The organism is Actinomadura sp. DC4, assembly GCF_030406325.1.
Classification (GTDB): domain Bacteria; phylum Actinomycetota; class Actinomycetes; order Streptosporangiales; family Streptosporangiaceae; genus Actinoallomurus.
On sequence record NZ_JAUEQY010000065.1, the window covers coordinates 1 to 14,467 of the forward strand.

A 14,467-nucleotide genomic window follows, 5' to 3' on the forward strand; every position below is an offset into this window, starting at 1 on the left:
GGCCATCCCCGTCGTCTCCAACATCACGGGAGACCCTCACACCGACTTCGGGCCCGGCTACTGGGCGCGGCACCTCCGTGGGACCGTCCGCTACGCCGACGGCATCCAAGCCCTCCACACCGCCGGCACCACCACCTACCTCGAACTCGGCCCCGACACCACCCTCACCAACCTCACCGACACCTGCCTCGGCGAGGACCGCGCCGACCTGGCGGCCTTGCTCCACCCCGACCGGGCCGAGCCCGAGTCCCTCCTCGCGGCGCTCGCCCGCGTCCACGTGGCCGGGCACCACGTCGGCTGGTCGCGGATGCCCGGCCACGCCGAACGGGTGGAGCTGCCCACCTACGCGTTCCAGAACACGCGCCACTGGCTGGAGCCGGGAACCGGCACCGGGCGGCCGGGCGAGCTGGGCCTGGAGCCGGGCGGGCATCCGCTGCTCGCCGCCGCAGTGTCGCTCGCCGAGGGCGGCGGCACGATCCTCACCGGCCGTCTCTCGCTGGACGCTCATCCGTGGCTCGCGGACCATACCGTGGACGGTGTGGTCGTGCTGCCCGGGACGGCCTTCCTCGAACTGGCGGCGCACGCCGCCGACCGGGTCGGCCACGCCCGTGTCGAGGAGCTGACCGTACGGTCACCGCTGGTCGTGCCCGGTCGCGGCGGCGTGTGGCTGCAGGTCAGCGTGGGCGCGGCGGACGAGTCCGGGACGCGGACGGTGAGCGTCGCGGCGCGCGCGGCGGAGGCGGATGGCGGCGACGCCGAGTGGACCCGGCACGCCACCGGCCGCCTCGGCCCCGCACGGGACCCGCGGGACGCGCCCACCGGCGGCGGTCCCCCTCCCGGCGCGCACCCCCTGGACCTGGACGAGCTGTACGAGCGGCTCGCCGGGCTGGGCCACGAGTACGGACCGGCCTTCCAGACGTTGCGGGCCGCCTGGCGGCACGGCGAGGACCTGTACGCCGACGTGGCGTTGCCGGACGGCCTGCCCGCCACCGGATTCGGCCTCCACCCCGCGCTGCTGGACGCCGCGCTGCGTCCCATCATCGCCGAAGGCCAGGAGGCGGGGCTCGCCGCCGATTGGTCCGGCGTCCACGTCCGGTCCGGCGCCGCGCGTACGCTCCGCGTGCACTGGTCACGGACCGGCGAGCGGATCCACGGTACGGTCCGCGACGACGGCGGTGACCTGGTCGCCACGATCGACGGCGCCGTCACGCGGCCGCTCGACCCTGCCGCGATCCGCGCCGACACGCCGCTCTACGCCGTCCGCTGGACGCCGCTCCCCCTGCCCGCCGCTCCCCGCGAAGAAGACGTGGCCGTGGTCGGGGACGCCCCCGGCCTGGCCGAGGCGCTGCGGGACAGCGGTGTGACCGTACGGGAGTACGCCGGTCTCACCACGTCCGGGGACGTGCCGGCCGTCACTGAGGGAGCGTCCGCGACCCGTACGCTCGCGACGCTGAAGGCGTGGCTCGGCGCCGCCGGTGAGACCCGCCTGGCCGTCGTCACGCGTCACGCGATGGCCGTGGACGCGGAGGACCCGGTGGACCCGGCCGCCGCGTCGGTGTGGGGACTGGTACGCGCCGCGCAGGCCGAGCACCCGGACCGGCTGACCCTCCTCGACCTCGACGGACGGCCCGAGTCGGTACGGGCCCTGCCGGCCGTGCTGGCCGTGCTGGCGTCGGGCGAACCGCAGGCCGCCGTACGCGGCGGCGAGACCTACATTCCCCGGCTCGCACGTTCCACGCCGTCACCGGACACGAGTGCCGTCTTCGAGGCGGCGGGCACCGTCCTCGTCACCGGGGCCACCGCGCCGCGTGTCACCCGCCATCTCGCCGCCGCGCACGGCGTGCGCCGCGTCCTGCTGACCACGCCGCTCCGGCCGGACGAGGAGGCCGGGCTCCGCGCGCGCGGAGTCGCGGTCACGGTGGCCGAGGGCGACCTGACCGACCCGGCGGGAGCGGCGGCGGTACTCGCCGCCGCACCCGAGGAGCATCCGGTGACCGCGATCGTCCACGGCCTCGGAAGCCCCGGCGCGGCCGTGCCCCTCGCCGACCTCGCTCCGGAGGACGTCGAGTCCGTACTGCGGCCGACGGCGGATACCGCCTGGAACCTGCACGAGCTCACCCGGGACCGCGAGCTGTCGGCCTTCGTGCTGCTCTCCTCTCCCGACGCCACGCTGGGCGCACCCGGCCGGGCGGCGTACGGGGCCGCCGGCGCTTACCTCGACGCCCTGGCGCACCATCGGCGCGCGGCGGGCCTGCCCGCGACCGCGCTGGCGTGGGCCGCGGACACACCGGCCGAGCGGGAGGGCGCGCTGTTCGACGCGGGCTGTGCCTCCGGGCTGCCGGCGGTGCTCCCCGGGCGGCCGAACCTCGCCGCGATCCGCGACGAGGCACGGTACGGCGTCCTCCCGGCGGTCCTGCGCGACGTGGCCCGCCGGCCGGCCCGCGCGAAGGAGACCTCGGCGGCGGCGCGGCGGCTGGCCGGGCTGCCGGAGGCCGAGCAGCGCCAGGTCGTACTGGACCTGATCCGCGACCAGGTGGCCGCCGTGCTCGGGCACGCCGACCCGGAGGCGGTGGCGGCCGACCGCGCCTTCAAGGAGCTGGGCCTGGACTCGGTCACGACCGTGGCGCTCCGCAACCGCGTGGCGGACGCGACCGGCCTGCGGCTCCCGGCCGGCATGGCCTTCGACCATCCGTCGCCCGCGGCGCTGGCCGGTTTCGTCCACGCCCGGCTCACCGGCGCGAACGAGCGGCCGGCCTCCGCACCGTCGGTCGCGGTGGCCGCCGGCGACCCGATCGTCATCGTGAGCATGGGCTGCCGCTACCCGGGCGGGGTGGGAAGCCCCGAGGACCTGTGGCGGCTCGTCGACTCCGGGACGGACGCCACGTCGGAGTTCCCTGCCGACCGCGGCTGGGACGTCGACCGGCTGTACGACCCCGACCCCGACCGCTCCGGCACCAGCTACACCCGGCGTGGCGGGTTCCTCCACGACGCGGCCGACTTCGACGCGGAGTTCTTCGGCATGAACCCGCGCGAGGCGCTCGCCACCGACCCGCAGCAGCGGCTGCTGCTGGAGGTCGCCTGGGAGACCTTCGAGCACGCCGGAATCGACCCGGCGGGCCTGCGCGGCAGCCGTACCGGGGTCTTCGTCGGTGCGGTCTACCAGGACTACCGGTTCCGGGTGCCGCGGGCGCCGAAGGGGCTGGAGGGCTACCTCGACATCGGCAGCGCGGGCAGCGTCGTGTCCGGCCGCGTCTCGTACACCTTCGGGCTGGAGGGCCCGGCCGTCACCGTCGACACGGCCTGCTCCTCCTCGCTCGTCGCGCTCCACCAGGCGTGCCAGGCGCTGCGGAACGGCGAGTGCGACCTGGCCCTGACCGGCGGCGTCACCGTCATGGCCACACCGAGCACGTTCGTGGAGTTCAGCCGCCAGCGCGCGCTGTCCGCGGACGGCCGCTGCAAGCCCTTCGCCGCCGCCGCCGACGGCACCGGCTGGGCCGAGGGCGCCGGTCTCGTCCTGGTCGAACGCCTGTCCGACGCGCGGCGTAACGGGCATCCGGTCCTCGCGGTCGTACGCGGCACCGCCGTCAACCAGGACGGCGCCTCGAACGGCCTGACCGCGCCCAACGGCCCCTCCCAGCAGCGCGTCATCCGGCAGACCCTGGCCGTCGCCGGGCTCGCGGCCGACGACGTCGACGTGGTCGAGGCCCACGGCACCGGAACGACCCTCGGCGACCCGATCGAGGCGGGCGCCCTGCAGGACGTCTACACCCGCGATCCGCTGTGGCTCGGCTCGATCAAGTCCAACATCGGCCACACCCAGGCCGCCGCCGGCGTCGCCGGGATCATCAAGATGGTCCAGGCCATGCGGCACCGGACGCTCCCGCGGACCCTGCACGTGGACGAGCCGTCGCCGCACGTCGACTGGACCAACCTGAACCTGCTCACCGAGGCCCGGCCCTGGCCCGACCACGGCCGTCCGCCCCGCGCCGCCATCTCGGCGTTCGGGATGAGCGGCACGAACGCCCACACGATCATCGAGGCGCCGCCTGTGCCGGACCTGCCGGACGCCGAGGCCGGGCCCGCCGTGGTGCCGTGGGTGCTCTCGGCCCGCAGCGTGCCGGCGCTGCGCGCCCAGGCGGAGCGGCTGGCCGCGTACGCGGACGCCTGCGCCGGCCCGGCGGACGTCGGGTTCTCGCTGGTCACGGGCAAGGCGACGTTCGAGCATCGCGCGGTGGTCGTGGCCGGGGACCGCGACGGTCTCCTCGCCGGCCTGCGCGGACTGGCCCAGGGCCGGGACGGCGCCGGGCTCGTCCAGGGGCGCGCCGGCGACCCGGGCGGGCCGGTGTTCGTCTTCCCCGGCCAAGGGTCGCAGTGGGCCGGGATGGCCGTCGAGCTCCTGGAGACCGAGCCGGTGTTCCGCGACCGGCTGCTGGCCTGCTCCGAGGCCCTCGCCCCGTACGTCGGCTGGTCCGTGACCGACGCCCTGCGCGGGCCGGCTTTGGAGGAGGCGGCCGTCGTCCAGCCCGTGCTGTTCTCGGTGATGGTGGCGCTGGCAAAGCTGTGGAGCTCGTACGGGGTGCGGCCGTCCGCCGTCGCCGGCCACTCGCAGGGCGAGATCGCCGCGGCGTGCGTCGCGGGCGTCCTGTCGCTGGAGGACGCCGCGCGGATCGTCGCGCTGCGCAGCCGCGCGCTCGCCGGACTGGCCGGGCGAGGCGGCATGGCCTCCGTCGCGCTTCCCGCCGCGGAGGCCGCGGACCGGCTGGCCGCCTGGGCGGGACGGCTGGGCGTCGCCGCCGCCAACGGACCGTCCTCCACGGTGGTCTCCGGCGACCTCGACGCCGTGACGGACTTCGTCGCCGCCTGCGAGGCCGACGGGCTGCGGGCCCGCCGGATCCCGGTCGACTACGCCTCCCACTCACCGCACGTCGAGGCCGTACGGGACCACCTCGCGGAGGTGCTGTCCGGCATCGTCCCGCGCCGTTCGGAGGTGACCTTCCTGTCCACGGTCACCGGGACGGCGCTGGAGGGCACCGAGCTCGGGCCGGACTACTGGTACGCCAACCTGCGGCAGACCGTCGAGTTCGAGCGTGCGACGCGCGCGCTGCTCGCGGCGGGCCATCGCGCGTTCATCGAGGTCAGCCCGCATCCCGTCCTGACCGTCGGCATGCAGGAGACCTTCGAGGCGGCCGGCGTCGCGGACGCGTTCGCGGTGGGCTCGCTGCGGAGGGACGAGGGCGGCCCCCGGCGGTTCCTGACCTCGCTCGCGCAGGTCCACGTACGCGGCGTCGACGTCGGCTGGTCCCCGGCCTTCGGGGCACGTCCCCGTACGGTGCCGCTCCCCACGTATCCGTTCCAGCGCACGCGCTATTGGCTGGAGGCGGCCGGGACGGCCGTCGGCGACGTCGCCTCGGCGGGCCTGGACGACGCGGGTCATCCGCTGCTGGGCGCGTCGGTGGCGCCGGCGGACGGCGCGGGGCTGCTGCTGACCGGTGTGCTGTCCCTGCGGACCCATCCCTGGCTCGCCGACCACATGGTGATGGACACCGTGCTGCTGCCGGGCACCGCGTTCGTGGAACTGGCCCGGCACGCCGGCGAGTGGCTCGGGTACGGCGAGCTGGACGAGCTCACCCTGGACGCGCCGCTGACGGTGGCCGAGGACGGCGCGACGCGCGTCCAGGTGGTGGTGTCGGCGCCGGAGGAGGACGGACGGCGGCCCGTCGGCGTCTACTCGCGTCCGGCGGACGGCGCGGACGGCGAGGCGCGGCGGCCCTGGACCTGCCACGCCACCGGCCGCCTGGCCGCCGGCGACGACGCGTACGAGACCTGGGCGCCGGCGGCGTGGCCGCCGAAGGACGCCGAACCGGTCGAGACCGACGGCGTGTACGAGCGCCTCACCGGCCTCGGCTACCAGTACGGGCCGCGCTTCCAGGGGCTGCGCGCCGCCTGGCGGGACGGCGACGACCTGTACGCGGAGGTCGCGCTCCCCGACGGCGTCGACATCGACGGCTTCGGCGTGCACCCCGCGCTCCTGGACGCCGCCCTGCACACCGCCGTCCTCGGCCTCGACGTGGAGGACGCCGGGGTCCGGCTGCCCTTCGCGTGGAACGGCGTCCGCCTGCACGGCACGGGCGGCGGCGCGTTGCGGGTCCGCATGTCGGTGACCGGCCCGGACACCGTGTCGCTGGCGGTGAACGACCCCTCGGGGGCTCCGGTGGCCTCCGTACGCTCGCTGACGTTGCGGCCGGTGCGGCCCGACCGGCTCCGGGCGGCGCGCGCCCGCCGGCACGACTCCCTGTTCGAGCTCACGTGGGTCCCGGTCCCCGTGTCCCCCGCACGGGACGCCGGCCCGTGGGCCGTCCTCGGGTGCGCCGGCGGGCTGGAGGAGGCCGGTGTCCCGGTCCGTACCCACCCGGACCTGGACGCGCTGAAGGCGGGAGGACCACCGGAGACCGTCCTCGCCTGCTGCCCCGCGGACGGTACGGGCGACGCGGCGGCACGCGCGCACGCGGCGGCGGACCGTACGCTCACGCTGGTCCAGCGCTGGCTCGCCGACGACGACCTCACCGGCGCCCGCCTCGTCATTCTCACGCGCGGCGCCGTCACGACCGGGCACGAGCCGGTCGACCCGGCCGCCGCCGCCGTGTGGGGGCTCGTCCGCTCGGCCCAGGCGGAGAACCCCGGACGCCTCGTCCTGCTCGACCTGGACGGCGGCGAGGGCTGTGGCCCGGCGCTCACCGCCGCGCTCGGACTGGGAGAACCCCAGCTCGCGATCCGCGACGGCGAGCCGTACGCGCCCCGCCTGACCCGGGTCGCCGACGCCGGGGGCGCGGGCGACGCGCCGTTCGACCCGGACGGCACGGTCCTGATCACCGGCGGCACCGGGCTGATCGGCGGGCTCGCAGCGCGGCACCTTGTCGCCGAGCACGGCGTACGGCACCTGCTGCTGGCGAGCCGCCGGGGCAACGACGCCGGCGGGGCCGCGGAGCTGGTGGCCGGGCTGACCGGCCTGGGCGCGCGGGTCACCGTCGCGGCGTGCGACCTCGCCGACCGGTCCGCGGCTCGCTCGCTGCTCGCCGGCGTTCCCGCAGCGCATCCGCTGACCGCAGTGATCCACGCCGCGGGCGTCCTGGACGACGGGATCGTCCCGGCGCTCACCACCGACCGGCTCGACACGGTGATGCGGCCGAAGGTCGACGCCGCGTGGCACCTGCACGAGCTGACGAAGGACCTGCCCCTGTCCCGGTTCGTGCTGTTCTCCTCCGTCGCGGGCGTCATCGGCTCACCCGGGCAGGCCAACTACGCGGCGGCCAACGCCTTCCTCGACGCGCTCGCCCACCATCGGCATGCCGAGGGCCGCCCGGCCACGACGCTCGCGTGGGGGCTGTGGCGGGAGGCGAGCGGGATGACCGCGCACCTCGACCAGGCCGACCTCGCCCGCGCCACGCGAAGCGGGATCGCGCCGTTGACCAGCGAGCAGGGCCTCTCACTGCTCGACACCGCGCTCGCCGACGCCCGGCCGGCGCTCGTGCCGACCCGGCTGGCCGTGGCGGCCCTGCGCGCGCAGGGCGACTCCGCGCTCGTCTCCCCGGTGCTGCGCGGTCTCGTGCACACCGCCGCGAGCCCCGGCGCGGGAGCCGCGACCGGCTGGGCGGACCGGCTCGCCACCGTCCTCGATGAGGAGCGGCCCGGTCTTCTGCTCGACCTCGTACGCGACCAGATGCGGATCGTGCTGGGACACGCCTCTGTCGCGGCCGTCGACCTGGACCGGGGCTTCCTCGACCTCGGCTTCGACTCGCTCACGGCGGTGGAGTTCCGCAACCGGGTCAACGCGGCCACCGGGCTGCGGCTGCCCGCCACGCTGCTGTTCGACCATCCCACGCCGTCCGCGCTCGCCGAGCACCTCCTCGGCGAGCTCGCACCGGCCGCACGGGACTCGTCGGCGGCGGCGCTCGACCTGCTGGAGACGGCCGTCACGGCGCTACGCGCCGACCGGGACGCCTCGGCGCGGCTGGCGCGGCGGCTCCAGGAGTTCCTGGTCCGGCTCGGCGGGGTCGCCGACGACGAGGGCGAGATCCGCGACATGGGGTCCGCGAGCGACAGCGAGATCTTCGACTTCATCGACAACGAACTCGGAATTGAGAGCTGACGCGCATGGCTCGGGTGACGAACGAGGAGAAGCTCCGCGACTACCTCAAGCGGGTCACGTCCGACCTGCAGAAGACGCGTCAGCGGCTGCACGAGGCCGAGGAGAAGGACCGCGAGCCGATCGCGATCGTCTCGATGAGCTGCCGCTTTCCGGGAGGCGTACGGTCGCCGGAGGACCTGTGGGAGCTCGTCGACTCCGGCACCGACGCGATCTCCGACTTCCCGGTCGAGCGCGGCGGCTGGAACGCCGGCGAGCTCTACGACCCGGACCCGGACAAGGCCGGGAAGGTGTACGCCACGCAGGGCGGATTCCTCTACGACGCGGACGGCTTCGACGCGGACCTGTTCGGGATGAGCCCGCGCGAGGCCCTCGCCACCGACCCGCAGCAGCGGCTCCTGCTGGAGACCTCCTGGGAGGCGTTCGAGCGGGCCGGCATCGACCCGCGTTCACAGCGCGGGAGCCAGACCGGGGTGTTCGTCGGCGTGATGTACGACGACTACCGGACCCGGCTGCACCGCGCCCCCGCCGGATTCGAGGGCTACCTGGGCACCGGCAGCGCCGCGAGCGTGGCCTCCGGGCGCGTCGCGTACACCTTCGGCCTCGAAGGGCCGGCCGTCTCGGTCGACACCGCCTGCTCCTCCTCACTCGTCGCGCTGCACCAGGCGTGCCAGGCGCTGCGGGGCGGCGAGTGCGACCTGGCGCTGGCCGGCGGCGCGACGGTGATGGCGACGCCAGAGGTCTTCATCGAGTTCAGCCGGCAGCGCGGGCTGGCCGCCGACGGGCGGTGCAAGTCGTTCTCCGCGTCGGCGGACGGCACCGGCTGGGGCGAGGGCGTCGGCGTGCTCCTGGTCGAACGTCTCTCGGACGCCCGCCGGAACGGGCACCCGGTCCTCGCCGTCGTACGCGGCAGCGCGGTGAACCAGGACGGGAGGAGCAGCCAGCTCACCGCGCCGAACGGCCCGTCGCAGCAGCGCGTCATCCGGCGCGCCCTGTCCGCCGCCCGGCTGTCGGCCGAGCAGGTGGACGCGGTCGAGGCCCACGGCACGGGCACCACACTGGGCGACCCGATCGAGGCACAGGCGCTGATCGCCACGTACGGCCGCGACCGGTCCGCCGGCCGTCCCCTGTGGATCGGCTCGATCAAGTCGAACATCGGGCACGCCCAGGCCGCGGCCGGCGTCGCCGGCGTGATCAAGATGGTCATGGCGATGGGTCACGGGCGGCTGCCGCGGACCCTGCACGTCGGCGAGCCCACCCCGAACGTCGACTGGGCCGCCGGAACGGTCGCCCCGCTCACCGAGGCGCGGCCGTGGCCGGAGACCGGCGAACCACGGCGTGCCGCGGTGTCCTCGTTCGGGGTCAGCGGCACCAACGCCCACGTCGTACTCGAAGGAGAACCGGCGGAGGCCGGGGACGACGACGCGCGCCCGGCGGACGACGGCGTACTCGCCTGGCCCGTGTCCGCGCACGGCGAGGCGGCGCTCCGCGCCCAGGGCGAACGGCTCCTGGCGTACGTGACGGCCGATCCCGCGCCCGCCCCGGCCGACGTCGCGGCCACGCTCGCCGGCCGGTCGCCGTTCGAGCACCGCGCGGTCGTCGTCGGCGAGGGCCGCGCCGATCTCGCCCGCGGCCTCGCCGCCCTGGCCGAGGGGTGCGGCGACCCGGGCCTGGTCCGCCGCGGCGCCGCGGCACCGGGCAAGACCGCGTTCTTGCTGTCCGGGCAGGGCAGCCAGCGCCCCGGCATGGGCCGGGAGCTGTACGCGCGGTTCCCGGCGTTCGCCGAGGCCTTCGACGAGGCGTGCGCGCACCTCGATCCGCACCTGGACCGGCCGCTACGGGAGGTCGTCTTCGGCGCGGACGGCCCGCTCGACCAGACCGCCTACACCCAGGCCGGGCTGTTCGCCCTGCACGTGGCCCTGTTCCGCCTGGCCGGGTCGTTCGGGCTGCGCCCGGACCTCCTGCTCGGCCACTCGATCGGCGAGCTGTCCGCCGCGCACCTGTCGGGCGCGCTGTCACTCCCCGACGCGGCGGCGCTGGTGGCGGCACGCGGACGGCTCATGCAGGCGCTGCCCGCCGGCGGCGCGATGATCGCGGTCAAGGCCGCCGAGACCGACGTCCTGCCCCTGCTCGACGGGCGCGCGCACGAGGCGGGCGTCGCGGCGGTGAACGGGCCGCAGGCCGTCGTGATCTCCGGCCGGGACGACGCGGTCACCGAGATCGCCGAGGCGCTGCGGGAGCGCGGGCACCGGATCCGGCGGCTGCGGGTCAGCCACGCCTTCCACTCCCCCGCGATGGACCCGATGCTGGACGGGCTGCGGGAGGCCGCGGCGGGCCTGTCGTACGGGACGCCGCGGATCCCCGTGGTCTCGAACGTCACCGGTGAGCTCGCCGACGCGCTCGGCACGCCCGAGTACTGGGCCCGGCACGCTCGGCGGCCGGTCCGCTTCCTCGACGGGCTGCGCACGCTGCACGGCGAGGGCGTCACCCGCTTCCTCGAACTCGGGCCGGACGGCACCCTCACCACCCTCGCCGCGGACGGCGTCGAGGACGCCGAGGCGATACCGGCGCTACGCGCGGACGGGCCGGAGCCCCGGCACTTCCTCACCGCGCTGGCCCGATGCCACGCGGGCGGCGCCACGGTCGGCTGGGCGGCGGCGTCGACCGGACGGGACGTCCGGCGGGTGCCGCTGCCCACCTACCCCTTCCAGCGGCGCCGCTACTGGCTCCAGGCGCCGGGCGGGACCGGCGACGCCACCGGCCTTGGGCAGGACCGCGTGGACCACCCGCTGCTCGGTGCCGCTGTGCCGCTCGCCGACGAGGACGGAACGGTCCTCACCGCCCGCCTGTCCTCCGACACTCACGCCTGGCTCGCCGACCACGCCCTGTCCGGCACCGTGGTCGTCCCCGGCACGGCCTTCGTGGATCTGGCACTGACGGCGGCGGAGCGTACGGGCTGTGAGCGGATCGAGGAGCTCACGCTGCACGAGCCTCTGCCGCTCCCGCCTCACACCGGCGTCCAGGTGCAGATCCGGGTGGGCGGCGCGGACGAGTCCGGAAGGCGTTCCCTCACGGTGTCCGCGCGCCCGGAGGACGCCGAACCGCACGAGTGGACCCGGCACGCGAGCGGCGTCCTGACGCCCTGTCCCTCGCCCTCCTCCAGTGGCGCCGTGCCCCCGGCCGGAGCGACGCCGCTGCCCGTCGACGACCTGTACGAGCGGCTCGCCGAGCTGGGCTACCGGTACGGTCCGGCGTTCCAGGGGCTGCGCGCCGCCTGGCGGCACGGCGACGACCTCTACGCCGAAGTGGCCCTGCCGGACCGGCTCGACCCCACCGGGTACGCCATCCACCCGGCGCTGCTGGACGCCGCGCTGCACGCCCTCATCCTCGACGCGCTCGACGGCGAGCCGGAGTTCCGGCTGCCCTTCTCCTGGAGCGGGGTGAGCCGGTCCGCCGCGGGCGCCACCGCGCTGCGGGTACGGATCTCTCCGCGCGGGCCGGACGCCGTGTCCCTCACGGTCACCGACCCGGCCGGGGCCTCGGTGGCCTCCGCCGAGACGCTGGTGGTACGGGCGGTGGCGCCCGGCCGGTTCTCCGGGCGGTCCGCCGCGGACGCGCTGTTCCACGCGGACTGGGTCCCCCTGCCGGAGGAGAACGTCCCGTCCGGTGGCGCCCGGCCGGTCGCGGCGGCCGGTGACCGGCACGACTCCCCCTTCGGGAGCGCCTCGTGGGCGTTCGTCGGCGCGGCCGGCGAGGCCGAGGACTTCGGCGCCGATCGCGTCCACCCCGGCCTGGCCGCGCTCGCCGAGGACCCGGCGGTCCCCGACGTGGTGGTGCTGCCGTGCCCGGGACACGCGGGCCCGGACGTGCCCGGCGCGGTACACGCGACGACGCGCGAGGTGCTCGCCCTGACGCGGCACTGGCTGGCCGAGGAGCGCTTCGCCGGTTCGCGCCTGGTGCTGCTGACGCGCGGTGCGGCGGCCATCCTGCCGGACGACCCGGACGACCTTGCCGCCGCGGCAGTGTGGGGACTCCTGCGCTCGGCGCAGATCGAGCACCCAGGGCGTCTCGTCCTCGCCGATCTCGACGGTCACGAGAGCTCGGCCCGAGCACTCCGGCGGGCGGTCGCCTCCGGGGAACCGCAACTCGCACTACGCGACGGCACCGCCTACCGGTTCCGCCTCACCCGAGCCCCCGGCCCCGCCCCCGTTCCCGACGAGACACCCACCCCGTGGGACACCGCGCCGGCCAGGACCGGTGCCGGCCTTCGCGGCCACGACGGCTCGGCCGATACGCTCCGGCCGGCGGCCGGCCCCGGGGCACCACGACTCGGACCACGCGGAGGTCTCTCGTACGGCACTGTGCTGGTCACCGGGGCCGCCGGGGCCCTCGGCGGGCTCATCGTCCGGCATCTGGCGGGGCGGCATGGCGTACGGCGGCTGGTCCTGGTCGGCCGACGCGGCGCGGACGCCGCCGGCGCGCGGGAGCTCACCGAGGAGCTGACCGCGCTCGGCGCGGACGTGACGTGGGCCGCCTGCGACGCCGCGGACCGCGCCGCCCTCGCGGACGTGATCGCGGCGATTCCCGGCGAGCACCCGCTGACCGCGGTCGTCCACGCCGCCGGTGTGGTCGACGACAGCACGGTCGCGGCGCTGGACGCCGAGCGGCTGGCGGCCGTGCTGCGCCCGAAGGTGGACGCCGCGTGGAACCTCCACGAGCTCACCCGGGACCGGCCCGTGTCCCGGTTCATCCTGTTCTCCTCCGCCGCCGGTACGGTCGGCTCCCCCGGCCAGGGCAACTACGCGGCAGGGAACGCGTTCCTCGACGCGTTGGCCCGGCACCGGCACACCGCCGGGCTGCCCGCCACCTCGCTGGCCTGGGGCCTGTGGTCGGTGGACGGCGGGCTGACCCGGCACCTGGAGGACACCGACCGGGCGCGGATGGCCCGTTCCGGCATGACGCCGCTGACCGCCGACCAAGGGCTCGCGCTCTTCGACGCGGCACTCGCCCTCGCGCGGCCCGGTGCCGTCCTCACGCGGCTCCACCGGGTGACGCTGCGCGACCTGGCCGGGGCCGGGGCGCTGCCGGCGGTCCTGAGCGAGCTGGTCCCGGCCGCACGTCGTCCTCCGGCGGCGTCCACGGCGGGGCTGGCCGGGCTGCCCCCGGACGCGCTGGAGAGCGCCGTCCCGGCGGTGGTGCGTGAGCGGGTCGCCGAGGTGCTCGGCCACGCCGAACCGGACACCGTCGAGATGTCGCGGGCGTTCAAGGACCTCGGCTTCGACTCGCTCACCGCGGTGGAGCTGCGGAACCGGCTGACCGCCGCCACCGGGCTGCGGCTCTCGGCGACGCTCGTCTTCGACCATCCCACTCCGGCCGCGCTCGCCGGTCACCTGCTCGCGGAACTGCTCGGCGCCGCCGAGGGGCCGGCCGGCCCGAGGGCGGCCGCGGCGAACGACGAGCCGATCGCGATCGTGGCGATGGGCTGCCGTTTCCCCGGCGGGGTGTCGTCCCCCGAAGAGTTGTGGGACCTCCTCGCCGCGGGCACCGACGCGACCTCGGAGTTCCCGGCGGGACGCGGCTGGGACCTGGAACGCCTGTACGACCCGGACCCCGACCACGCGGGCACGAGCTACACCCGGCGCGGCGGGTTCCTGCACGACGCCGCCGAGTTCGACCCGGAGTTCTTCGGGATGAGCCCGCGTGAGGCGCTCGCCACCGACCCGCAGCAACGCCTCCTGCTCCAGGTCGCCTGGGAGACCCTCGAACGCGCCGGCCTCGATCCGGCCGGCCTGCGCGGCAGCCCGACCGGCGTGTTCGTCGGCGTCATGTACGGCGACTACGGCGGCCACCTTCTCCAACGCTCGCCGGCCGAGTTCGAGGGGTATCTGGGCGCGGGCAGCGCGGGCAGCGTCGCCTCGGGCCGCGTCGCGTACACCTTCGGGCTGGAGGGCCCGGCGGTGACCGTCGACACCGCCTGCTCCTCCTCGCTCGTGGCCCTCCACCAGGCCGGTCAGGCGCTGCGGAGCGGCGAGTGCGACCTGGCGCTGGCCGGCGGCGTCACCGTCATGGCCACGCCGGGCGCGTTCATCGAGTTCAGCCGCCAGCGCGGGCTCGCGCCGGACGGCCGCTGCAAGACGTTCGCGGCGGCGGCCGACGGCGTGGGCTGGGGAGAGGGCACCGGGCTCCTCCTGCTGGAACGGCTGTCCGACGCCCGCCGGAACGGGCACCCGGTCCTGGCGCTGATCCGCGGGTCGGCGATCAACCAGGACGGCGCCTCGAACGGCCTGACCGCGCCCAACGGACCCTCCCAGCAGCGCGTCATCC

The 14,467-nt window shown here is 76.2% G+C and carries 2 protein-coding genes; both read left to right on the forward strand.

What is annotated here, in order from left to right; translation table 11 throughout:
* The coding region (locus tag QWU11_RS46785; RefSeq protein WP_290121083.1) for a type I polyketide synthase at positions 1 to 8,146 on the forward strand (8,146 nt) is incomplete at its 5' end.
* Between the two features lie 5 nt (positions 8,147 to 8,151).
* A partial coding sequence (locus QWU11_RS46790; protein ID WP_290121084.1) for a type I polyketide synthase occupies positions 8,152 to 14,467 on the forward strand: 6,316 nt, incomplete at its 3' end.